Origin of the sequence: Mogibacterium kristiansenii (assembly GCF_009695905.1) — a bacterium.
GTDB lineage: Bacteria > Bacillota > Clostridia > Peptostreptococcales > Anaerovoracaceae > Mogibacterium_A > Mogibacterium_A kristiansenii.
In genome coordinates, this window is the sequence record NZ_VUNA01000001.1 from 198,236 (window position 1) to 221,341 (window position 23,106).

The window sequence follows — 23,106 nt, forward strand, 5'->3', positions numbered from 1 at the left end:
CTGCAATTTCCGGCAATGCGTGCATTCCGGTTTAGCTCAGGTAACGGAATACGCCTTCCACCTTTCCGATGATGGTGCAGTCCGGCACAATGATGGGTTCCATCTCGTCGTTCTCCGGCTGGAGCCGGATGTGCCCGTCTTCTCGATAGAATCTTTTTACCGTGGCTTCTGCCTCGAATTCCCCTTCAATCATAGCCACCACGATATCCCCGTTTCGAGCTTCGTGTTCTTCCTTGACGATGATATAATCCCCGTCATTGATTCCGCTGTTAATCATGCTGTTGCCGTGAACGGAAAGGATGAAATTGTTGCCTTTTCCCAGGAATCGTGCAGGGAAGGGAACGTATTCATCGATATTCTGCTCCGACAGAATCGGAGTGCCGGCAGCAACCCGCCCGATAATCGGAATCAGGGTCGTATTGGTGTCGTCAATGGATGTCGGGATGTCGTTATGCGGTTCCGGCGGATTCCGATCCACCACAACCAAAGCCCTGGGTTTGCTGGGATCCTTTCGAATCAAGCCTTTTTCCTCCAGTACTTTCAGATCTTTAAAAACCGTAGAGGTGGATTTGATATCCAATGCGGCACAGATTTCCCGAACAGTTGGAGGAAAACAGCGCTCCCGTATGGTATCCTTCATGTACTGCAGGATTTTTTCCTGTCTTTCCTCACACTTTTTCATCAGTACCTCCTGGCATTAAATCAGTGTCAGTTCGTTAATATCCATCGGGCTGCCGTAGTTGTTCCAGTCGTCATAAATCAGTCCGCTCTGGCGGATGATGATGTCGCCCACTTTACCGTCAATCTTGCTGAACGGCAGGGTCTTGTGATAGGTTACCAGGCTGTCCTTGTAATGGAAGACAAAGCCGGTTCGGAAGAGTTCTTTCTCCAGCGGATACTGATATTCCGCAATATCGCAGAGAAGATCGAACAGGTCATCTCCCTCCGTCTCAAAAACGTTCTCCAGCGTCAGATTGGAGTAGTTGGCCCGAATCTGAACTTCGTGACCGTTAAAGCGGTCCAGGAAGTTAATCAGTTTCTCCTTCGTAGACGGTTCCTTCGCATCTTCAAAAATAACGCAGTTGATGCGGTGACGAACCTTCAGAAGATCGAAAATCTCGTCAGAGCATTCCTTAACGTAATGCTTCAGGTGGCGGGATACGTTCACGCAGGAAATCATATCCTGATGGCGGTTCAGGACTTCCGCAATGCGGTGGATATCCTGATTCTCGCTGGTCGGCAGGGTGGTGTTGATGTAAAGGTTATGGGTCTCACCGACATGGGCGATGATATCTTCCAACGCTTCCAGCTCTGCCAGAGGTTCTCCGCCGGTAAAAACAACGTCGTTGTGCGGGAAAATCCGGTCCAGCAAATCCAAGGAACGATAGCAGCGATCCAAATCAAAGCTGGAGGAATTTCGATATTCTTCCTTGTTCACACAGAATGGACAGCTGTTGTTGCAGTCATACGGTACGAACATGGTGACGGTTGGTCCTTCTTTAATTTTCTTCATAATATTCATGATACCCCTTAAAAAGCTCTTTTTTATGTTTTATTATAGCATGCTTTAAAAGAATTTGTAAACGCATGTTTATAATGTGTCAATACTACGAAGTGTAATGTTACCGTAAATTTACAAGAATTGTACTGGTAAAAACACAAAAGATTATGTATAATTGTAAAAGGTATATTTTAGGAGAAGCTATGAAGAACAATGTTGAAAAAGAAAAGCGGCAGAACCCCTCGCTCTGTAATTGGGTTGAGTTGTTTGTAATCCTTTTAGCCGGCTGGCTCATTTTGTCCGGCATCTTTGAATTGAAGTTTATTATCTACGGCGTGATGACCGCAGGCATCATTTCTCTTTTATGTTTTAGATCTTTCTATATGAAAGGCGTTCATTCGGATCGATATTATTTTCTCATTCACATCAATCCCATCCGATTGCTTATTTATTTTCTTTGGCTCTTGAAGGAAATCGTCAAGAGTTCCTTTAGTGTTACCTGGAATGTGTATCGGGGAAAGAAATCGCTGCATCCGCAGATTGTGTGGTTTCAGGCGAATTATGACAATCCGGCAGCAAGGGCACTGCTGGCCAATTCCATTACCCTGACACCGGGAACCGTTACCGTGGACATTCAGGAGGATGGAACGTATTCCGTGCACGCATTGACGGAAGGAGCGAAGGCAGGTCTTCTGGATGGAACCATGCAGGGAAAGGTGGCACGGCTGTTCGGTGAGACGATTGATTTTCGCGTATTGGATGTGGAGGAAGCAGAGGAGAACCGGAAGACGGCTCGCCTGATCGAAACTACTGTTACCGCAAAGAAAGGATTGAAGCGCATATGACGATTTTTTATACGGCGATTCTGCTGGCAATTACAGGGGTGGTGCTTCTGATGCTGTTCTTTATGATTCGGAAGAACGGAGTCTATGACAAGTTAAATGCCATGTTCGTGATGAACACGAATATCGTATTTCTGATTCTGGTGCGGGGCTTAATTGATGGGCGAATCGATATGTACATCGACATCGCGCTGAGCTATTCCATTCTGGGATTTGTGACGACGGTGATTCTGGCGAAGTTTATCGGAGGAAGAAGATAATGGATATACGGACAATTATTTCGGCCGCGCTGATTCTGGTCGGTGCGATATTCCTTTGGACGGCGGCAATCGGTGTGGTTCGGTTCCCGGATTTCTTCTCGCGGCTTCACGCGGCCGGAATCGGAGATACCCTGGGGGCACTCCTTCTGACCGTTGGAATCATGGTGAAAACGGGATTGACGCTGTTGTCCCTGAAGGTTTTCCTGGTATATGTAATCTATCTCATCACCAATCCGCTGGGAACCAACCTGATTATTCTGGAGGCGGTGCATGCCCGGGATTATCAGGGATATAACGGAAAGAGAATTAAGAAAGAGAAGGGAGATGACCGAGATGTCGATGCTGATGCTTGAAGCGGTGCTTTTGCTGGCATTGATTGCCATCACGCTGGTCGTGATTTTTAATAAGGACTTGATGGTGGTAGTGGTGACCTACTGTGCATTCAGTTTTATCACCATGTTTTTGTACATTGTGATGGGGGCGCCGGATGTGGCCTTTACAGAAGCGGTAATCGGTGTCATCTCCACCATTTATTTCATTATGACCCTCAGAAATATAGATCGGCGGTGCAAGTGATGCGGAAAGTGCTACCATTGATATTAATTGTGATTTGCCTGGGTGCATCTTTTGTGACATTGGATTTCCTGCCGGAAATCGGCGATCCGTCCTCCAAGCCGAATACCCATACGACGGATTATTACATTGAACACGCGACGACGGAGACCAATGCGGCGAACATGGTAACGGCGGTCATCGTGGACTACAGAGCGTTTGATACGATGTATGAAACGACGGTAATGTTCATTGCCGGGGTGGCGGTGGTTCTTATTCTGGCCAGCCATCCGGAGCGAAAGAATCGAATTCGGTTCCGAAAGGTTCGGAAGAAGGAATCCCGGGATGGAAAGCCGGTGTACCGCACCATCAATAAGGAAGTAGTGATTCCGTTGATTGAGCCGATGATTATGCTGTACGCTATCTACGTGCTGTTCCATGGTGAAATCAGTCTGGGCGGCGGTTTCCAGGCGGGGGCCCTTCTGGGAATGACATACATTCTGGATGTGATGGTCATCCCGGAACGGGACAGCCTCATCCGGCTGCCGAAGGATAAATCCACCGCACTGGGCGGAATCGGAACCTTCATCTACGTGCTGACCGGAATCCTGTGCATGGCGGGCGGCGGTGTTTTTCTGGAATATGAGAAATTGCCGATTCCGATGCATGCACTGGAGAAACACTCCACCGGAATGCTTTTGGTGGAAGTGGGCGTGGCTATCTGCGTAATGGCGACGATTATTACCATTCTCAACGGGATTATGGAAAGGGTGCATTTTGATGATGACACAGATTGAGACAATTCTGGCAGGGAAGGGAATTTATTTTCTCACGCTGCTGTTGCTGACACTGGGATTATACGGAATCATCGTCAGCCGTAACTACATGAAAAAGCTAATCTGCATGAATATCATGCAGGTGGCGGTAATCTTTTTCTTCCTTTGCTTTGCTCAGAAGAATTCCGGAACCATTCCGGTGGCGATGAAACACATCGTTCATGCGGTAGAGTACATTAATCCGCTGCCCCACGGTCTGATGCTCACAGCCATCGTTGTCAGCCTGGGAACCACCGGTGTAGGATTAGCTTTGCTGACTCGGATTAAGGAAAAGTATGGAAGCATTGAAGAGAAAGATATTATAGAAGGAGAGAAACAGTTCCGATGAAGAATCTGCCTGCATATATTGTATTATTACCATTGTGTTCGGCGTTGCTGTCATTAGCGCTGTCGAAGATTCATAAACATTTGGGGCGGGACGTGGTGTTCGGTGCTCTGGTCGGATCCCTGGTTCTGTCCGTTGTTCAACTGGTGCGGGTGATTCAGAACGGACCGATCCATTACATATTCGGCGGATACAAGATTCCATATGGAATCGAGTTCTCCGTGGACACCATCAACGCCGTCATCGTTATTATGGTGTGCATGCTGGGGGTCCTTTCCTGCATGTTTGCCTTCAATTTTGACAAAAATGGCGATGCGCTTCAGGTGGGGGGTGCGTATACCATGCATGCACTTTTGGTGCTGGGGATGGTGGGCATGACCATGACCGGAGACGTGTTCAACCTGTACGTGTTTCTGGAAATCACTTCCCTGACAGCTTACTGCCTGATTGCCATGGGCGGAAGCCGAGGTATTGTGTCCGCATTCCGGTACTTACTGGTGGGAACCGTTGCGGCGACCTTCTACCTGCTGGGGGTGGGAATTCTGTATTCCGTGACGGGTACCCTGAACATGTCGGATATGGCCGCCTGCTTGAAGCAGGGAAACAACGATTCGGCGATGTTGATGGCCATGATGTTCCTGATTTCAGCTTTCGGCATCAAGATGGCGCTGTTTCCGTTTCATGGATGGCAGCCGTCGGCGTACACTCACGCTCATACCGGTGCGCGTCCACTGATTGCGGGAGCCATGGGAAAGATTCCGGCATACGCCATGTTTCGGTATCTGTACTGCATCTACGGGAAGGACTTTAAATATTTCCGGTACGTCCTTCTCATTATCGGTGTGATTTCCGTGTGCGGAATGATTTACGGATCTGTTCGTGCCATGGCACAGAAGGATATCCGTAAAGTTTTGGCGTATTCCAGCGTGGCTCAGATCGGATACATCAGTCTGGGTTTTGCCATCGGAAGCCCGTTGGCCCTGGCCGGCGCTTTTCTGCACATGCTGGGACATGCTTTTATGAAAGGCGGTCTGTTCTTTGCGGCGGGCGCCATCAGTTGGAAGTACGGAACCTTTGATTTAAATGACTTTGGAAGAATATATAAGAGGATGCCATTCACTGCCGGACTGTTGACGGTGGGGGCACTGTCCATGATCGGCATTCCGCCGACGGTGGGTTTCTTCAGCAAATGGTATCTGGCTTGCGGAGCGGCACAGACCCATGAGTATGTGTACATCTTTGTGCTGGTGCTGAGTTCACTGCTGAATGCTGTCTATTTCTTCAAGGTGATTGAGAAAGTATTCGTTCAGGCGGATAAAAACAGAAAGCCGCTGCATCCGGAGGGGAAGGGCGTGACGGAGGCACCGATTACCATCATGATTCCGGTTGTCACCTGCATTCTTATGATTCTGCTGCTGGGCGTATTTAACGTTAAAGTAATTGATATTCTGCTGATTTCGCTGAAAGGAGTGGCATTATGATTCTGACTGCTCTGGATTACAGACCCGGCATCATTGTCCTCCTGCCGCTGATTGCGTCCTGTTTAATCTACGTATTGGGAGAACATATTCTTCCGAATTATCGGGAGGCGATTACCTTTGCGGCGGCTTTTCCGATGGCAGCATTGGTGTATTCCATGATTCCGGCTGCTTTGGCGGGAAAAGAGATTGGGTTCACTCTGTTGGAAATTGTGAAGGGGGTTCCGCTTCAATTTTCCGTGGATGCCGCGGGGATGATTTTCGCCTGTGTAGCCTCCACCCTGTGGATTGTCACATCCTGCTATTCCATCGGATACATGCGGGGGCACGGGGAGAAGAACCAGACCGGATACTATTCCGCTTTCGCCATGTGCCTGACGGCCACCATGGGACTCTGTTTCTCCGCGAACCTGCTGACTTTCTTCATCTTCTTTGAAGTGCTGACGGTAGCGACCTATCCGTTGGTAGTGCACTATCGGGATGAGGAAGGAACTCGTTCCGGACGGAAATATTTAGCGTATACCTTGATCAGCGGACAGCTGTTCTTTGCGGGAATCGTCATTCTGTATTCCTTTACCGGAAGGATGGATTTTGTTCCGGGCGGATTCGTGAACACCGGCGATATCCCGATGCCTTGGATGCTGGCGGTATTTATTCTGATGATTGGTGCGGGCATTGTGAAAGCCGGTGTAATGCCGCTTCACAGCTGGCTGCCGGCGGCCATGGTGGCGCCGACACCGGTCAGCGCACTGCTGCACGCGGTAGCCGTGGTGAAAGCCGGGGCGTTCTGCACACTTCGGGTGGTGTTGTACGTGTTCGGACCGGAAGCGGCACGCTTCTGCCACGGTTCGGAAATCTTGGCTTGGATGGCGGTGGCGACGATTCTGATTTCGTCCCTGATTGCAATCCGCAAGGATAATCTCAAGGCGCGATTGGCCTTCTCTACGGTGGGACAGCTTTCCTACATCATCTTGGGAATTGCCATTCTGTCACCGTTTGCGGCAACCGGAGCACTGTATCATATCGTTGCCCATGCTTTTATGAAAATTACATTGTTTATGTGTGCCGGTGCGATTTTCGTGACCACTCACCGAAAAAACATCAGCGAGATGATCGGAATCGGCCGACAGATGCCGGTGACCATGACTTGCTTCACTCTGGCTTCACTGGCAGTAGCGGGATTCCCGTTCTTTGTGGGATTCACCAGTAAGGCGAACATCATCATGGGCGCCATTTCCATGGGACAGCCGTTTTTTGTAGCGACCCTGATTGTCAGCGCGCTGTTGGCATTGACCTATTTGATGCCGGTGGTACTGCTGGCGTTTAAGCGGGATTTTTACAACAGTCAGTTCCCGGTAAAAAAAGAGGCCAACCTGCCGATGTTGATTCCGATCATGATTACGGCGGCTTGTTCTCTGATATTGGGCGTAATGCCGAATTTCGGGCTGCATCTCTACGGCTTGGCAGCCATGGCGGGCAATGCGATTTTTGGATTATCCCTGTAGGAGTGTAAGATGAATGAGTTCTTATATTATTGTATAATCTCTTTTGTGGGATCGATTGTGCTGATTTTTCTTTCCAAAGTAGTGATGAACAAGCCCCTTCGGAGAGATGTCAATTATTACGAAACCACGGAAAAAGAAGAGGAGCTGCAGATGCTTCGAAAAGCGAATCTGAGTAAAAAGAAAAATGACAAGCGAGACAGAAAGGGAGGAAGAAAATGAGCTGGAACAATCTTCATCCCGGTTTAGTGATGATTCTCTTTGGAATCATCATTCTGGCGCTTCCGGAAAAATGCCGGAAATACCTTACGCTTGCCGGATCAGTGTGTGCCTTTTGTGTATTTTGGATGTTGGACAGTCACAGCACGCTGCCCTTTAAGGTCACCGATAATCTGACACTCCAACTGATCGATACCAACGGTGTGTCCATGGTATTCCTGATGGTCTTCGTGTCCATCGGCGTGATCAATGCCATCTATGCCGTGGATCTTCAGAACAAATGGGAAGCGGGAATCACCTGCATCTATGCGGGGAGTAATATGGGCATCGTACTCGCCGGGGATCTGATTAGCTTCATTGTATTCTGGGAGATATCGGCCTTCACATCTACATACATCATATACGCCCGGCACTGCCGGCGTTCTTCCAGGGCGGCGTTCCGATACGTTCTGGTGCATGCCTTCGGAGGAAACATGCTGCTGGCCGGAATTCTGGTACAGATTTTCCATAACGGAATCGGTCTGGCCAATCTGTCCGGAAATATGCACGGAGCGGCGTTCTGGCTGATTCTCATCGGCGTCGGCGTCAATGCGGCTATTCCGCCGTTTAACGGATGGATTGCGGATGCCTACCCGGAGGCGACCATTCCGGGTACGGTATATCTGGGATCCTATACCACCAAGGCGGCGATTTATGCGCTGATTACTTTCTTCTCCGGAACCCATATGCTGATTTACGTCGGTGCTTTTATGGCTATCTTTGCGGCTTGCATGGCGCTTCTGGAGAACGATATTCGCCGGCTCTTATCTTACCATATCGTCAGTCAGCTGGGTATGATGGTGGCATCGTTGGGCGTTGGAAGTGAAATCGGCGTGGACGGTGCATCCGCTCATGCGGTAACCAATATATTCTTTAAAGGCGTGCTGCTGATGTGTGCCGGATCCATTATGAAAGCCACCGGAACCTGCAAAATCACAGAGCTGGGCGGTCTTCGGAAGAAAATGCCGATTACCGCATTCTGCTTCTTGATTTCTTCCATGGCCATTGCGGGATTCCCGTTCCTCAGCGGTTTTGCCAGCAAGGCATTGATAATGGAAAGTCTTCACGAATATGGGGAGGGTTTCCCGGCGATTATGATTACCATTGCCGGCGTGGGAACTCTGCTGTCCATTACCCTGAAGATTAACTATTTCGTGTTTTTCGGAAAATGCGATCGGCAGGTAAAGGTGCAGAATGCCACAAACTCCATGACAACAGCGGTGGTAATCGGTACCATCATGTCCATCGTCATCGGCATGAAACCGGAGCTTCTGTATCAGCAGCTTACCTACAAAACCATGGTGGATCCGTTCTCGATTCCGCACATTATGGAGTATGTAGCAATCATCGCCGGCGGCGCCATTCCGTTCTTCTTCATGCTCAGCATCATGAAGCCGCACGATGAAATTAGCATGGATTTCGACTGGTTCTATCGGAGACCGCTGGTAAAAATAATCGAAGCGCTGTCCAAGGGGCTGTACCGTGTGTTCGGATGGTTCGATCGTCATGTGCTTCACGGGGTGCAGTTCTTCGGTACCGGTCTGGGCAATCCGTATCTCTGGACGGAAAAATCCGGCAATCTGAAAATCAAATCCATGTCCTTTGAGAATGAGGATCGCTTAATCGGAGATGTGATTCAGGTTATCGTGGCATTATTTGCTGTGATGATTCTGATTTCCATATACGTAATCAAGATGTAAAAAAATCCGGCAGTGCTTGTGCGCTACCGGATTTTTTCTGTAAATTCATCGGTTTCCCGTTCCAGACGGGAAAATGGAAGCCCTACTACGTTCTCATAATCGCCGTCGCAGCGGTCGATGTACTTCGAGAAATCCTCCTGGATTCCGTAGGCACCGGCTTTATCGAAGGGCCGGCACTCCCGGATGTAAGTCCAAATATCCTCGTCGGTATAGTCCTTGCACCGGATATGGGTGGTTTCGCAGAAGGAATGAACGGCGCCGCTTTGGACATCGATGAGCGTTACGCCGGTCATCACCTGGTGAACGGTGTTTCGGTAAGAGGAAAGCATGCGGAACGCATCCGCTTCATCCTTTGGTTTGCCGAGGATTTCATCCTTGTACACGATGGTATCCGCTGCGATAATCAGGCCTTTGCGGAATTCCTCGGGGCAAATTTCCCGATAGCAGGCTTCGGCTTTTTCCCGGGAAAGAAGGCATACCGTATCTTCCGGGGAAATCCCGTCCAGAAGATGTTCGTCGGTGTGGGTGGGCCGGAGTACGATGGAGACCCCGTGCTGCTGAAGGATATCTCGCCTTCTCGGAGATTGAGAGGCCAGAATAACCGGTTGTATTTCTTGAATTTTCATAATATAATGAGAGTATCCTTTCTGTCGAGATGTTTTCATTATAGCAGAAGAAAAAACACAGAAAAACACTTGACACGGCAGGGAATGTACGGTATTATATTACGGTCGAAGAAGAAGTTGTCCGCTTCTCACCTTATCACGCAGGTGCATAAGGTAACTATATGCAAGCTTTTATCTTGTTTTTTGTTGCGGATACTTCTGTATCCGCTTTTTTTAATGTATGGAGGTAAGAGCGATTAGTAGAGATCACAGAGACAAAGACAGCAGGCAGATCAATGAAGAGATCCGCGCTAAAGAAGTTCGCGTTATTGATGCAGAAGGGGAGATGCGAGGAGTTCTGAGCATTAAGGAAGCCCTGGCATTGGCCGAAGAAAGCAACCTGGATCTGGTAAACGTATCACCGAATGCGGAACCGCCGGTATGCAAGATTCTGGATTATGGTAAGTATCGTTATGAACTTCAGAAGAAAGAGAAGCAGTCGAAGAAGAACCAGAAGGTGACTCAGGTCAAAGAGGTTCGTCTCAGCACTTTCATCGAAGAGCATGACATACAGGTCAAAGCGAATACAGCTAAGAAATTCTTGAAAAACGGAGATAAGCTCAAGGTTAGTCTTCGTTTCCGGGGAAGAGAACGGGATTACACGGCGAAGGGTTTTGACGTGATGAACCGTTTCGCAGAGGAAGTTTCCGAGTTCGGTGTAGTTGAGAAGAAGCCGAAGTTCGAAGGCAGAAGTCTGACGATGTTCCTTGGACCAAAGAGCAACAAGTAAGTATTATTTAGGAGGAAAGCGTAATGGCAAAGAACAAAATGAAGTCTCACAGAGGCGCAAGCAAGAGAATGAAGCTCACCGGATCTGGAAAGCTTAAGAGAAACAAGGCATACAAGAGCCACATCCTGACGAAGAAGACGGCTAAGAGAAAGAGAGGACTGAGAAAGTCTTCCATTCTGACAGGTGCAGATACAAAGCGTATGCTGAGATCGTTGGCGAAGTAATCAGGGAGGTAGAAGAACATGGCAAGAGTAAAAAAAGGTGTAACAGCACGCAAGAGACATAAGAAGGTTATCAAGCAGGCAAAGGGTTTCTATGGCCAGAAGAGCAGAAACTTTAAGGCAGCAAATCCGGCTGTAATGAGAGCGCTCCGTTCTGCTTATGTAGGAAGAAAGAACAAGAAGAGAGAATACAGAAGACTGTGGATTGCAAGAATCAACGCTGCAGCAAGAGCAAACGGCATCAGCTACAGCAAGTTCATGAACGGTCTGAAGAAGTCCGGAATCGAGATGAACAGAAAGATGCTGTCCGAGATGGCAATCTACGATCCGGCAGGCTTTGCAGTACTGTGCGAGACTGCAAAGAAAGCTAACTAGTCATGGAATATTTCGTCAGTCATTTCTGGATTCTGATAGGGGCAGCCTTCTTCGTTTCCTTCTGTGCATTCCTGTGGTGGTATTCCATGGATAAGAATACAAGACTGAAGCGGGAGCGGGCGCTGGCCAGAGCAGAAGAGGTTCGTAAGAAAAAGGAAGCCCAACAGAAAGCCGATTCGGAAGTGAACGGAAAATAATGACTTTCGGACACCGCATTGCGGTGTCCTTTTTGCTGTGCGGATTTCGGTGACATATGAGATGTTGAAAACAACCCCCCATTATGCTAATATTTAATATGTGCCAAAATACAATTACGATGATATGAGGTGAATATATGCTCAGCAAGAAGAAGAAAATTATAACCGGTGTTGTGGTTCTGGCGGCCATATTGATTTTGGGCTTCTGGTACTTCTTCCAGAAGGATCGGATTACCGTACCGGACACCTACAAATATGACGATTTAACGGAATACGTCACTCTTGGAAACTACAAGGGCATCCGATACACGAAGAAGGTGAAGAAGGTATCCGACAGTGATGTGCAGTCGGAAGTGAAGAAGGCAATCAAGAAAGCCAGTACCACGAAGGACGTGAAAAGCGGCACGGTCGGCAGCGAGAGTAAGGTGAAAATTGATTTTACCGGTAAGATTAACGGAAAGAAATTTGACGGCGGATCTGCCGAAGAGTACACCTTGGACATCGCCAACGACAGCATGATTGACGGTTTCAGTGAAGGAATTGTGGGTCATAAGGTGGGCGATAAGTTCGACCTGAAACTGAAGTTCCCGAAGGATTATTCCAATAAGGACGTGGCGGGAAAGAATGTGGTATTTACCATCAAGGTGAAGGCCATCGTGAAGACGAACACGCCGGAATACAACGATGCTTTTGTAGAGAAAAATACGAAATACAAGAATACGGCAGAATACGAAAAGTCGATTCGCACGAAACTGGAGAAGGAAAACGAAGCGACCGCGGAGAAGGATGCGTATTCGGAAGTTTTTGCGAAGATTCTGAAGGACAGCGAAGTGAAGAAGTATCCGGAAAAGGAACTGGATGCGTCAAAGGAATCCATGAAGGAGACCTATAAGAATTTGGCAAAGCAGTACAATCTGGAGTACGAAGATTTCCTGAAACAGTACATGAAAATGGATGAGAAGTCCTTCAATAAGCAGGTGGATGCGTATGCAAAGAATTCCGTGAAGCAGCAGCTGGTAATGCGGCAGCTGGCCAAGGAATTGGATGTCACCGTGACGGACGAGGAATACAATGAATACCTTCAGGAACTTTTGAAGCAGAACGGCATGACCGAGGATTCCTTCGAAGAACAGAGCGGAACTTCCCTGAAGGAGTATGCGCAGCAGAACAACATGTATGAAGGTTTGCTTTATGAGAAAATCATGAAGCAGGTAATGAAATTGAGCAAGGCAGAATAGCAGAATCAATGTGGAGGTAGCATTATGAAGTGCCCATATTGCAACAATTCGGATACGAAGGTAATCGATTCCAGACCGGTAGAGGACGGGCTGGCCATTCGCCGGCGCCGGGAGTGCGAGAAGTGCAAGAAGCGGTTTACCACCTTTGAGAAGATCGAAAATTCCCTGTTGGTGGTGGTGAAAAACGACGGCCGACGGGAGAGTTTTGACCGGAATAAGCTGATTAACGGACTCCTGAAGGCGTGTGAGAAGACAAAGATTACCTATGAGGACGTGGAAAAGATTGCGGAACGAATCGAGCGCGCTCTGAACAACACCATGGAAAAGGAAATCGAGAGCAAGATGATTGGGGCGTTGATTATGGATGAACTTCGGAACCTGGATCAGGTAGCTTACGTACGTTTCGCGTCGGTGTACCACAAATTCACGGACGTGAACACCTTTGTTCAGGAGGTGAATCGCCTTCAGGAGAAAGATCGGGTTCGCCCGGAAGAGCGGAACGAAGAGAAATAGCGGATTGACAGGTAGAATTCAGATAGGTATAGAGAGGGAATAAAAAAATGATACGGATTGCAATAGACGGACCGGGAGGTGCCGGGAAGAGTACGATTGCCAAGATGGTGGCAGAGAAGATGAACATGGAATACATCGATACCGGCGCCATGTATCGTGCCATCGGCTGGATGTTTGCGAAAAACAAAGTGAACACAGAAGATTCTGCGGAGGTGCAGGATGTTCTGGAACGCACGGTCATTGATTTCGATAACGGAAAGATTTTTCTGAACGGCGAGGATATCAGCGGAGAAATTCGTACGCCGGAAATCTCCAAAGCGGCATCTGTCTGCTCCAAGCTGCCGGAGGTTCGCAGCAAGCTGGTTGCGCTGCAGCGGGAAATCGCGGAAGGAAAGAGCGTGGTGATGGACGGAAGGGATATCGGCACCAATGTGCTTCCGAATGCGGAGGTGAAGATTTTTCTGACGGCGGATCCGATGGTTCGAGCGAAGAGAAGATACGATCAGCTTCTGGAAAGCGGGAAAGAGGCGGACCTGGACTTCATTTTTGAAGATATTAAAGAACGGGATTATCAGGACACCCATCGGAAACTGAATCCGCTGCAGCAGGCGGAGGATGCGGTACTGTTGGATACATCCGATATGACAATCAATCAGGTCTTGGATGAAATCATGAAGATGGCAGAGGGGAAAAATGAGTAGCAAGAAGTTCAAGAAAAACAGAAACAACAATGCGAGAAAAAACAGACAGCTGAATCGGGAAGGTCTGGGAGCACTGCAGAAATGCCGCTTCTTTGTATATCTCACTTTCGTGTTTGACATTCTCATGATGTTCTATGCACCGATTGCACATCTCTTCGGTGCAAAGGAAACACAGATTCTGTATGCCATCATGCTGATGATCGGTGCGCAGGCCATTGTGGGTTCCATGCATATCGTGAAGTATATGACCACCGTGGAAATTTTCCTCAGCGGCCGGGAGAAGGATTATGCTAACATGTATGCCAGCCGTGCAAGGTTCTGCGTATTATTACAGTTCTTTATGATTACCCTGGCAATTATCAACCATGTAAAATTCGACAGCGGAATTGTCAATATGCTGCTCAGCGTGGGTGGTGTTACGCTGGTGGTGCTGGCTCTGCAGAATATCACTATTCTTCAGAGAAACTATATCTAGAAAAATGAAGAGTTTAAAAAACGCAGAAAACCGTTTAATTTTGCGCTTAACGAGAAGTTCCGGAGGATTGATGACCGGAACTTCTTTTGCTATAATATTTCTCACGTAGAAATGAAGTGAAACAGAAAGACAGAAATACCCGGATGTGCTTCGAACATAAGGAGGAGCATATGCGAATTAAGGATATTCCTCAGGAGGAGCGTCCCAAGGAGAAGCTAATGTATGCCGGAGCGGAAAGCCTCAGCACATCGGAACTGCTGGCATTGATCATCCGGACCGGCAATTCCAACAAGTCCGCGGTTCAGCTGGCGGAAGATGTACTGGCCTATTCCGCTAAGGAACTGGGCAGCTTGCGAGAAGCGGATGTACAGGAGCTGACGGAAATCGACGGAATCGGATCCACCAAAGCTTGCTCCATCGTGGCCAGCCTGGAGTTGGCGCGACGCTTGCTGGGAAGGGAATCGGATGAGTCAAGGATTTCCATGAAGAATCCGGAATCCGTGGCCAACCTTCTGATGGAGGATATGCGAGAGTTGAAGCAAGAGCATTTGGTGGCCTTGCTGTTGAATGCGAAATGCGAAATCGAGTCACGAATCACCGTTTCCATCGGAGAACTGACATCCACGGTGGTGCATCCGAGAGAAGTCTTTCGCCCGGCCATTCGAAAAGGGGCCGCGGGAATTATTTTGGCCCATAATCACCCCAGTGGGGATCCCACCCCCAGCCAGGATGATATTCAATCCACGAAACGCATTATGGAAGTTTCCAAGTTGGTGGGAATTCGTCTGTTAGATCATCTGATTATCGGTGACGGCCGATACATCAGTCTCAGAAATGAAGGTTATATGGAGTAAAGCGATGAATCAGGTATTCTATATTGCATCGGGAAGAGGAGGGACCGGCAAATCCGTTTTTGCCGTGAATCTGGCCGCAACCCTGGGCATGATGGGGAGAAACACACTGCTGGTGGATATGAATCCGGGGATGCGCACATTGGATCTCATGCTGGATGCGGAAAATGAAGCAATCTACCATGTGTTTGATGTGATGGATGGCGTCTGTATGTTGGAGCAGGCGGTGGTTCGGATGGAAAAACCGACCAGCCTGTATCTTCTCCCGGGCGGCCTTATGGAAGACCGTGATCGTTTGGACCGGGAGAAATGGCAGGCTTTGATTGACGATGCAAAGGAGAATTTCGATTGCATCGTAATCGATGGGGCACCGGGTGCGGATGATTTCGTCACCACCTGTGCGGCGGCGGCAGAGGAAACGCTGATTGTGGTGACCCCGGAGCAGACGTCTCTCCGGAATGCGGACATGCTGGAGGATCGGCTGATTCGAAAGCGAGTGCTGCAGCGGCGATACGTGCTGAACCGCATATATCCGTCTTTGACCGAGCAGGGGCTGGAATCGGAACCCCAGGAAATCAATATGCAGTTCAAGTGCGAAATGCTGGGAATGATTCTCGAGGACGATATTTTTCGGGTGTCTTCCGATGCGGGAATTCCTGCCGTTCTGAAAAAAGAATCCTATGTATTCGGAAACTTCCGAAATATCGCCGAACGACTGCTTCACAAATAAAAGTATTCTAAGCGAAAAAATTCTTTTGGAAACGATAACTATACATGGGGGTGTTCCTTTAAATAGAGTTGTATATATTGACTATTTTTACAATTCGGATTATAATTATTTTGTATGATTATGAAATTCTGCTGACTGGAACAGGCAGTTGATTCGTACGGAAATACACAAATTTTTACATTTATATTTAAAGGAGGACATAACAGTGAATGCTACCGTTGTTGGAGTGGTTAGTTCTGTTGTGTTTCTGATTGTTGGACTGTTGATTGGTTACCTTCTGCGCAAGAACGTGGGCGAAAGCAAAATCGGAAGTGCGGAACAGAAGGCTCAGAACTTGATTTTGGATGCGGAAAATGCCGCAGAAAATATCAAGAAAGAGAAAATCTTGGAGGCAAAGGAAGAAACACACAGACTGAAGTCGGATTTGGAAAACGAGATTCGAGATCGCCGGAAGGAAGTAGAGAAATCCGAAAGAAGAATTCTTCAGAGAGAAGAGAACATTGAGAAGAAGCTGGAGAACATCGAACGTCGAGAGGACGGTCTTTCGAAGAGAGAGCGTTCTATGAACGAGAAACATCAGAAAATCGACGAGTATCTGGCAAAGCAGATGGAAGAGCTGGAGAAGATTTCCGGCTACACCCAGGAAGAAGCGAAACAGATTCTGCTGGATGAAGTGGAGAAGGATATCCGAAAGGATGCTTCTGCCATGATTACCCAGGTGGAAACGGAAGCGAAGGACGAGGCGGACAAGCGGGCAAGAGAAATCGTCACCATGGCGATTCAGCGCTGTGCGGCAGATCAGGTGGCGGAGACTACCGTGTCGGTGGTTCCTCTTCCGAGTGACGATATGAAGGGCCGAATTATCGGCCGAGAAGGAAGAAATATTCGTGCCATCGAGACCCTTACCGGCGTGGATTTGATTATCGACGATACACCGGAAGCGGTAATTCTTTCCGGATTCGATCCGATTCGCCGGGAAATCGCTCGGATTGCACTGGAGAAATTGATTACGGATGGCCGTATTCACCCGGCTCGCATTGAAGAAATGGTGCAGAAGGCCACCAAGGAAGTGAACAACATCATCAAAGAAGAGGGCGAACAGGCTTGCTTCGAGACCGGCGTGCACAACCTGCACCCAGAGATGGTGAAACTGCTGGGACGTCTGAAGTATCGTACTTCTTACGGACAGAATGTATTGAAGCACTCCATCGAAGTCTCCCTGCTGGCGGGACTGATGGCTTCGGAACTGGGTTACGATCCAAGACTGGCAAAGAGAGCCGGACTGCTTCACGATATCGGCAAATCCATCGACCACGAGGTGGAAGGAACGCACGTGGAAATCGGTGCGAACATCTGCAAGAAGTATAAAGAATCCTGGAAGGTGGTCAACGCCGTTCAGGCACATCACGGTGATGCGGAGCCGACCACCATGGAAGCGGTGCTGGTAGCGGCGGCAGATGCGCTTTCCGCAGCTCGGCCGGGAGCTCGTCGTGAGACACTGGAATCCTACATCAAGCGTTTGGAGAGTCTGGAGGAGATTGCCAATACCACGAAGGGCGTAGACAAGTCCTATGCAATTCAGGCCGGCAGAGAAATCCGGATTGCGGTAAAACCGAACCAGGTGAAGGACGACGAAGTACCGATGCTTGCTCGTGAAATCGCAAAGAAAATTGAAGGCGAACTTGAATATCCCGGACAAATCAAGGTTAATGTTATCAGGGAGACAAGAGCAACCGATTACGCGAAATAATCAAAGCTCCCCGATTCGGGGAGCTTTTTTACCGCAAAAGCAAGTCGCAATGACAAAGACAGCATAGAAGAAGACATAGAAGGAATAACATGATATATCTGGATAATAGCGCAACTACAAGGCAATATGATGAAGTAACGGATTTAATGATTCGGCTTCAGCGAGAGGAATTCGGGAATCCTTCCTCTCTTCATTCCATGGGTTTTGAAGCCGGCAACTATATCTTTGATGCGAGAGAAGCATTGAGCCGGACATTCCCGAGAGACGGCCGAATTGTTTTTACATCCGGCGGAACGGAAAGCGATAACATGGCGATTTTCTCCTCCTGCCGTAAGATGCGTCGCCGTGGGAAAAAAGTGATTACCACACAGCTAGAGCATCCGGCGGTGCTGGAATGCATGAAGCGTCTTCAGGAGGATGGATATGAAATCGTCTATCTCGCCTCCGATGTGAACGGATACGTGGAACCGCAGGCTCTGAAAGCGGCATTAGACGAGGAGACCGTGCTGGTATCCATGATGGCGGTGAACAACGAGGTGGGTACCATAGAACCGGTGCTTCCGTGTTACCGTATCGTTCAGGAATATAATCGGGAACACGGAACGGAAATCCTGTTCCATACCGATGGAGTACAAGCCTTTGGAAAAGTAGAATTTAACGACGCACCCTTCGACCTGATTTCCATCAGCGGACACAAGTTCCACGGGCCGAAGGGAGTGGGTGCCCTCTACATTCGGAAGGGCGTTCACATTCCGCCGTTTATTCTAGGCGGCGGACAGGAAGACGGATTCCGATCCGGAACCGAGAACACACCGGGAATCGCCGGGCTTGGACTGGCGGCTCAGATGGCCACGGAAAATATCTTCGAAAAACAACAGAAGATGGCACAGGTGAACGATTACTTTCGGAAAGCGGTTATCGACGAGATTCCGGATGTGCAGCTGAACGGGTTCGAAGAACAGGGATTGGAGCTCCAGCATTACGGAACCCGTTGCCCGTCCGTTATTAATTTTTCCTTCCTGGGAACTCGCGGCGAAGTGCTTCTGCATACGCTGGAGCAGGACGGCATCTTTGTATCTACCGGTTCGGCATGCGCATCCCATCACACGGGAGACAGCCACGTGCTGCAGGCCATGTCCTTGGGGCATAAAGAAATTGAATGCGCGATTCGGTTCAGTTTCTCGGAGTTCAACACGATGGAAGAAATGGATTTCGTCATCGACCGCCTGAAAAATGCGGTAACGAGATTCCGGAGACTGGGAAGCTTTCGGTAGAAGACAGATAGGAGACAGACATGGAAAAGAATTTATACATTGTTCGGTGCGGAGAAGTGGCACTGAAGGGAATGAACCGCCCGTACTTTGAGCGGGTGCTTCTGGAAAGAGTACGCAGTGCCCTTTCCGTATTCAACGATGTGGAATCCCGTTGGATTGGCGGTCTGATGTTGGTTCGAGTACCGGCAGATGTGCCTCGGGAAGAAGTGGTTCGGGTGGCATCGAAGGTTTTCGGCGTGGCCACCGTGAGTCCGGCAACTTGCTGCGTACCGGATATGGATGCCATCGGTAAAGCCGCAGCGGCATATATGATGGAATTGATTGAGAAGGAAGGAATTAAATCCTTCAAGGTAAAAGCAAAGCGCGTGGACAAGACGTTTCCGGTGCAGTCTCCGGAAATCGGCCGTCAGGTGGGCGCGACGATTCTCAAGACCTGCAAGGTGCTGCACGTGGATGTGCATGAACCGGAAGTCCTGCTTTATGTGGATGTTCGGTCCGAAGGAGCATACATTTATCGGGATAAGATTAAGGGCTTTGGCGGTTTGCCGCTGGGTACCAACGGAAAGGGCCTGATTCTCATGTCCGGCGGAATTGACAGCCCGGTTGCGGCATTCATGATGGCAAAGAGAGGAATGCGGATTGAAGCCATTCATTTCCATTCATATCCATACACCAGCCAGAGAGCTCAGAAGAAAGTAGAAGACCTGTGCAGTGTGCTGGCGGGATATATGGGATCCATCAAAATGTATGTGGTGAACTTGCTGCCGATTCAGGAAGAAATCGTAAAGAACTGTCCGGAGGATGAAACCACCATCTTAGTCCGTCGTTTCATGATGCGAATTGCGGAGCAAATGGCGATCAAGAAGCACGATATGATGCTGATTACCGGAGAGGACCTGGGCCAGGTGGCCAGCCAGACGGCGGAAGCCCTGGTAGTAACCGATGCGGTAGTGAAGATGCCGGTAATGCGTCCGCTCATCGCTATGGACAAGGTGGACATCATGGATAAGGCACAGGAAATCGGAACCTACGATATCTCCATTCAGCCGTATGAGGATTGCTGTACCGTATTCCTGCCGAAGCATCCGGTGACGAAGCCGAAGCTGAAGAACATTGAGAAATCGGAAGAAGCGCTGGACGTAGACGCTCTGGTAAAGGCGGCCGTAGATTCTGCGGAAACCGTTCTCATCGAGCCGAAACGGTAGAATGCGATTTACAAAGATGTGGTAATATGATACTATTTCAACAGAAGTAGGAGAGGTGAAATATGGCAACCAAATACAAGAGAGTTTTAATTAAGCTCAGTGGAGAAGCATTGGCCGGAGAGGATAAATTCGGCGTGAATCCGGAGATGACCGCAAAGACGGCTGCGCAGGTTAAGGAAATTCACGATCAAGGGGTGCAGATTGCCATCGTTGTGGGTGGCGGAAACTTCTTCCGGGGTCGTACCGGAAAGAATATCGACCGTGCAACCGCAGATTATATGGGTATGCTGGCAACGGTAATGAACGCCCTGGCACTGCAGGATTCTTTGCTTTCCATTGGATGCGATGCGAAGGTGATGACCGCCATCGAAATTCGCGATATGGCAGAGGGATATTCCAGACGGAAGGCGCTGGATTATCTGGACGACAACAAAGTCGTAATCTTTGGAGGCGGAACGGGAAGCCCATTCTTCTCCACGGACACCACAGCGGCTCTGCGGGCGGCGGAGATGAATGCGGAAGTAATTTTACTGGCAAAGAGCATCGATGCGGTATATTCGGAAGATCCGAACGTGAATCCGGATGCGGAACGTTATGAAGAACTGACCTATATGGATATTGTAGAGAAAGAACTGAGAGTGATGGACCTCACCGCTGCCACTCTCTGTAAGGACAATGACATTCAGCTGTACGTTTTTGCGATGGCCGAAGAAGGAAACTTGATGAAAGTCATTAACGGTGAGAATGTGGGAACGCTGATTCATTAGAAGACACAAATGGAGGAAGAAAAATGTCTCATAAGAAATCCCTGGAAGAAAAGCTTGAAAAAACTGAAAACGTGCTGAGAGAAAATCTGAACACCGTCCGTGCCGGCAGAGCAAATCCGGCTCTTCTGGACAGAGTAAATGTAGACTATTATGGTGTTCCGACTCCACTGAAGAGTCTGGCAAACGTATCCGTACCGGATGCCAGAACATTAATGATTTCACCGTTCGACCCATCCACACTGGGAACCATCGAACATGCAATCAACGAAGCGAACCTGGGTATCAACCCATCCAATGACGGAAAGTGCATCCGCTTGGGAATTCCTCAGCTGACCGAGGAGAGAAGAAAAGAGCTGGTAAAGCAGATTAAGAAGATGGGCGAAGATGCAAAGGTTGCCATTCGAAACGTACGCCGTGATGTGAACGACGATCTGAAGAAGCAGCAGAAAGCCGGAGACATCACCGAAGACGAGATGAAGAATGCTCTGGACGATGTTCAGAAGACCATCGACAAGGCAATCAAGAAAGTTGACGAAATCATTGCCAAGAAGAACGAAGAACTGATGGCAGTGTAATAATGAGTGAGTATAACGTGGCTCTTTAGCCACGTTTGCTTGTATTAAGAGGTATATTATGACAGAACCGAACAAACTTCCTACACATGTAGGTGTTATAATGGACGGAAACGGACGCTGGGCAAAGAAGAAAGGGGTTCCTCGTTTGATGGGACACAATGCCGGCATGGAGTCCATGAAAAAAATCGTAATTGCGGCTTCCAATATGGGAATAAAGTATCTGACGGTATACGCGTTCTCCACGGAGAATTGGAAGCGCAGCGTGGAAGAGGTCTCCGGCATCTTCCGGCTCATCGTGAAGTACGTGCAGCTGGAACTGAATGAGCTGGTGGAGAACAACGTGCGGATCAACATCATCGGCGAATACCGGGAGCTTCCGGCAGATTCTGTGGCCGCAATCGATAAATTGCTGGATGCCACCAAGGATAATACAGGTCTGGTATTCAACATCGCGGTAAATTACGGCGGCCGGGCAGAGATTGTAAAAGCAGTGAACGAGCTGCTGGCGGAACCGGGCCGGACGGAAATCACGGAGGAGGACATCAGTGCGCATCTCTATACCGGAAGATTCCATGATGATATTCCGGATCCGGATTTGATCATTCGGACCAGCGGCGAGGAGCGGACGTCCAATTTTCTGGTATGGCAATCGGCGTACAGCGAGTTGATGTTCACCGATACCCTGTGGCCGGATTTCACGGCGGAGGAATTTGGGAACCTCTGTGAACAATTTTCCCATCGCAAAAGAAGATTCGGAGGAAGGGACAAGGACGACAAGTAATGAAGACAAGAATTATTTCCGGAATCGTAATGGTTCCATTGCTATTGATTATCTATTTCGGCGGTATTCCGCTGCTGGCGGCAGCGGCACTGATTGCCTACGTTGGCGTAACGGAGTTCTATAACGGTTTTGAAAACATGGGAGTTCACCCATCCAAGCCGATTGCGTACGTTATGATTACCATTCTGTATGCTGGACACCTGTTCCTGGGCGTGAACCACACCTTCCTGATGGCATGGGTAATTCTTTCCATGATGGTCAGCATGATCTACGGATGGAAAATTACGGAAAGAAAGCCGTACGATGCAGTTGCCACGCTGACGGCGCTGGTGTACATTGTGCTGTTCTCCTACCACATTGTCATCATAGACAACACCCCATATCCAAAGATGACCTGGCTGGTGGTTATCGCGGCCTTCGGTTCGGATATCATGGCCTACTTCACCGGATATTTCCTGGGAAAACACAAGATGGCACCGAACCTCAGCCCGAAGAAGACCATCGAAGGTGCTGTCGGCGGAGTTGTGGGAAGTGCGGTTCTTTGCGGAATCTTCGGATACTTCTTTTACCCAACCATGATGGTGCACTGCATGATTATCGGCGTGCTGGGCGGAATGGTGGCCGAAGCGGGCGACCTGACCGCATCCATGTTCAAGCGTGGAATGGGAATTAAGGATTACGGACATTTGATTCCGGGTCACGGCGGCATTATGGACCGTTTTGACAGTGTGATTTTCGTGGCACCGGCAGTGTGCTACTACATTCTGTTTGTTCTGGTATAAACGGAACAGAGAAGAAGAGGAT

General features: G+C 48.9%; 30 protein-coding genes and 1 other annotated feature. Of the genes, 27 read left to right on the forward strand and 3 right to left on the reverse strand.

The window, feature by feature from the left end; all coding sequences use genetic code 11:
• Positions 1-31: 31 nt before the first annotated feature.
• Entirely contained in the window at positions 32-682 is a 651-nt protein-coding gene (lexA, locus tag FYJ65_RS00955; protein WP_154553472.1) for a transcriptional repressor LexA, read from the reverse strand.
• A 15-nt stretch (positions 683-697) separates the two neighbouring features.
• Positions 698-1,513: a radical SAM protein gene (locus FYJ65_RS00960; RefSeq protein ID WP_206157236.1), complete on the reverse strand. Its 816-nt coding sequence runs from the start codon at positions 1,511-1,513 to the stop codon at positions 698-700.
• 191 nt (positions 1,514-1,704) lie between these two features.
• On the opposite strand from FYJ65_RS00960, the gene FYJ65_RS00965 reads away from it, so the two are divergent.
• From FYJ65_RS00965 to FYJ65_RS01010, 10 genes are read left to right on the forward strand one after another with little or no spacing between them, the layout of a single operon-like run.
• Positions 1,705-2,346 (forward strand): Na+/H+ antiporter subunit E, encoded by a 642-nt coding sequence (locus FYJ65_RS00965; RefSeq protein WP_206157238.1) that lies wholly within the window; start codon positions 1,705-1,707, stop codon positions 2,344-2,346.
• Positions 2,343-2,603, forward strand: coding sequence for an MrpF/PhaF family protein (locus FYJ65_RS00970; protein WP_154553475.1), 261 nt, complete (start codon positions 2,343-2,345; stop codon positions 2,601-2,603). Before FYJ65_RS00965 ends, FYJ65_RS00970 begins: the two co-directional genes overlap by 4 nt.
• Positions 2,603-2,956 carry a monovalent cation/H(+) antiporter subunit G gene (gene mnhG / locus FYJ65_RS00975; protein ID WP_154553476.1) on the forward strand — a complete coding sequence of 118 codons (354 nt, stop codon included), beginning with the start codon at positions 2,603-2,605 and terminating at the stop codon, positions 2,954-2,956. The genes FYJ65_RS00970 and mnhG overlap by 1 nt, the downstream gene beginning before the upstream one ends.
• Positions 2,928-3,179, forward strand: coding sequence for a Na(+)/H(+) antiporter subunit B (locus FYJ65_RS00980; RefSeq protein ID WP_235898145.1), 252 nt, complete (start codon positions 2,928-2,930; stop codon positions 3,177-3,179). Before mnhG ends, FYJ65_RS00980 begins: the two co-directional genes overlap by 29 nt.
• Positions 3,180-3,196: 17 nt before the next feature.
• On the forward strand, positions 3,197-3,952 hold the full coding sequence (gene mbhE / locus FYJ65_RS00985) for a hydrogen gas-evolving membrane-bound hydrogenase subunit E (protein WP_206157240.1): 756 nt from the start codon (positions 3,197-3,199) through the stop codon (positions 3,950-3,952).
• On the forward strand, positions 3,936-4,319 hold the full coding sequence (locus FYJ65_RS00990) for a sodium:proton antiporter (RefSeq protein ID WP_154553478.1): 384 nt from the start codon (positions 3,936-3,938) through the stop codon (positions 4,317-4,319). The genes mbhE and FYJ65_RS00990 overlap by 17 nt, the downstream gene beginning before the upstream one ends.
• Positions 4,316-5,797, forward strand: coding sequence for a complex I subunit 5 family protein (locus tag FYJ65_RS00995; RefSeq protein WP_154553479.1), 1,482 nt, complete (start codon positions 4,316-4,318; stop codon positions 5,795-5,797). Before FYJ65_RS00990 ends, FYJ65_RS00995 begins: the two co-directional genes overlap by 4 nt.
• The gene (locus tag FYJ65_RS01000) at positions 5,794-7,299 is read left to right on the forward strand and encodes a monovalent cation/H+ antiporter subunit D family protein (protein WP_154553480.1); all 1,506 of its coding nucleotides are present in this window, start codon (positions 5,794-5,796) and stop codon (positions 7,297-7,299) included. Before FYJ65_RS00995 ends, FYJ65_RS01000 begins: the two co-directional genes overlap by 4 nt.
• Positions 7,300-7,308: 9 nt before the next feature.
• Entirely contained in the window at positions 7,309-7,518 is a 210-nt protein-coding gene (locus FYJ65_RS01005; RefSeq protein WP_154553481.1) for a hypothetical protein, read from the forward strand.
• Positions 7,515-9,254, forward strand: a complete 1,740-nt coding sequence (locus FYJ65_RS01010; protein WP_154553482.1) for a proton-conducting transporter transmembrane domain-containing protein — start codon at positions 7,515-7,517, stop codon at positions 9,252-9,254. The genes FYJ65_RS01005 and FYJ65_RS01010 overlap by 4 nt, the downstream gene beginning before the upstream one ends.
• Before the next feature lie 23 nt (positions 9,255-9,277).
• On the opposite strand, the gene FYJ65_RS01015 is transcribed toward FYJ65_RS01010, so the two are convergent.
• Entirely contained in the window at positions 9,278-9,880 is a 603-nt protein-coding gene (locus FYJ65_RS01015) for a Maf family protein (protein ID WP_206157242.1), read from the reverse strand.
• A 102-nt stretch (positions 9,881-9,982) separates the two neighbouring features.
• Positions 9,983-10,102: a sequence feature (ribosomal protein L20 leader region), on the forward strand.
• Here FYJ65_RS01015 and infC point away from each other — a divergent pair.
• The 17 genes from infC to FYJ65_RS01100 all read left to right on the forward strand — a co-directional run bounded on the left by infC (position 10,101) and on the right by FYJ65_RS01100 (position 23,084).
• A complete protein-coding gene (gene infC / locus FYJ65_RS01020) occupies positions 10,101-10,649 on the forward strand; it encodes a translation initiation factor IF-3 (protein WP_154553484.1) in 549 nt (182 codons plus the stop codon). It overlaps the preceding feature by 2 nt.
• Positions 10,650-10,672: 23 nt before the next feature.
• Positions 10,673-10,873 carry a 50S ribosomal protein L35 gene (rpmI, locus tag FYJ65_RS01025; protein WP_154553485.1) on the forward strand — a complete coding sequence of 67 codons (201 nt, stop codon included), beginning with the start codon at positions 10,673-10,675 and terminating at the stop codon, positions 10,871-10,873.
• Between the two features lie 18 nt (positions 10,874-10,891).
• Positions 10,892-11,245 (forward strand): 50S ribosomal protein L20, encoded by a 354-nt coding sequence (gene rplT / locus FYJ65_RS01030; protein ID WP_154553486.1) that lies wholly within the window; start codon positions 10,892-10,894, stop codon positions 11,243-11,245.
• A 2-nt stretch (positions 11,246-11,247) separates the two neighbouring features.
• Positions 11,248-11,442, forward strand: a complete 195-nt coding sequence (locus FYJ65_RS01035; RefSeq protein WP_154553487.1) for a hypothetical protein — start codon at positions 11,248-11,250, stop codon at positions 11,440-11,442.
• Between the two features lie 137 nt (positions 11,443-11,579).
• Positions 11,580-12,680 carry a trigger factor gene (tig, locus tag FYJ65_RS01040; protein WP_154553488.1) on the forward strand — a complete coding sequence of 367 codons (1,101 nt, stop codon included), beginning with the start codon at positions 11,580-11,582 and terminating at the stop codon, positions 12,678-12,680.
• Positions 12,681-12,704: 24 nt separating this feature from the next.
• Complete coding sequence (gene nrdR, locus FYJ65_RS01045) at positions 12,705-13,193, forward strand: transcriptional regulator NrdR (RefSeq protein ID WP_154553489.1); 489 nt, start codon at positions 12,705-12,707, stop codon at positions 13,191-13,193.
• Between the two features lie 47 nt (positions 13,194-13,240).
• Positions 13,241-13,894 (forward strand): (d)CMP kinase, encoded by a 654-nt coding sequence (gene cmk, locus FYJ65_RS01050; protein WP_154553490.1) that lies wholly within the window; start codon positions 13,241-13,243, stop codon positions 13,892-13,894.
• Positions 13,887-14,369 (forward strand): hypothetical protein, encoded by a 483-nt coding sequence (locus FYJ65_RS01055; RefSeq protein WP_154553491.1) that lies wholly within the window; start codon positions 13,887-13,889, stop codon positions 14,367-14,369. Before cmk ends, FYJ65_RS01055 begins: the two co-directional genes overlap by 8 nt.
• A 170-nt stretch (positions 14,370-14,539) precedes the next feature.
• Positions 14,540-15,223, forward strand: coding sequence for a RadC family protein (radC, locus tag FYJ65_RS01060; protein WP_154553492.1), 684 nt, complete (start codon positions 14,540-14,542; stop codon positions 15,221-15,223).
• A gap of 4 nt (positions 15,224-15,227) precedes the next feature.
• The gene (locus tag FYJ65_RS01065) at positions 15,228-15,950 is read left to right on the forward strand and encodes an AAA family ATPase (RefSeq protein ID WP_206157246.1); all 723 of its coding nucleotides are present in this window, start codon (positions 15,228-15,230) and stop codon (positions 15,948-15,950) included.
• A gap of 205 nt (positions 15,951-16,155) precedes the next feature.
• The gene (gene rny, locus FYJ65_RS01070; protein WP_328603025.1) at positions 16,156-17,700 is read left to right on the forward strand and encodes a ribonuclease Y; all 1,545 of its coding nucleotides are present in this window, start codon (positions 16,156-16,158) and stop codon (positions 17,698-17,700) included.
• 89 nt (positions 17,701-17,789) lie between these two features.
• Positions 17,790-18,974, forward strand: a complete 1,185-nt coding sequence (locus tag FYJ65_RS01075; protein ID WP_154553495.1) for a cysteine desulfurase family protein — start codon at positions 17,790-17,792, stop codon at positions 18,972-18,974.
• A gap of 20 nt (positions 18,975-18,994) precedes the next feature.
• Entirely contained in the window at positions 18,995-20,179 is a 1,185-nt protein-coding gene (thiI, locus tag FYJ65_RS01080) for a tRNA uracil 4-sulfurtransferase ThiI (protein ID WP_154553496.1), read from the forward strand.
• 62 nt (positions 20,180-20,241) lie between these two features.
• Positions 20,242-20,946 (forward strand): UMP kinase, encoded by a 705-nt coding sequence (gene pyrH / locus FYJ65_RS01085; RefSeq protein ID WP_154553497.1) that lies wholly within the window; start codon positions 20,242-20,244, stop codon positions 20,944-20,946.
• A 23-nt stretch (positions 20,947-20,969) separates the two neighbouring features.
• The gene (gene frr / locus FYJ65_RS01090) at positions 20,970-21,521 is read left to right on the forward strand and encodes a ribosome recycling factor (RefSeq protein WP_154553498.1); all 552 of its coding nucleotides are present in this window, start codon (positions 20,970-20,972) and stop codon (positions 21,519-21,521) included.
• Between the two features lie 58 nt (positions 21,522-21,579).
• The gene (locus FYJ65_RS01095; RefSeq protein ID WP_154553499.1) at positions 21,580-22,302 is read left to right on the forward strand and encodes an isoprenyl transferase; all 723 of its coding nucleotides are present in this window, start codon (positions 21,580-21,582) and stop codon (positions 22,300-22,302) included.
• Positions 22,302-23,084: a phosphatidate cytidylyltransferase gene (locus FYJ65_RS01100; protein ID WP_154553500.1), complete on the forward strand. Its 783-nt coding sequence runs from the start codon at positions 22,302-22,304 to the stop codon at positions 23,082-23,084. The genes FYJ65_RS01095 and FYJ65_RS01100 overlap by 1 nt, the downstream gene beginning before the upstream one ends.
• The last annotated feature ends 22 nt before the right edge of the window (positions 23,085-23,106 follow it).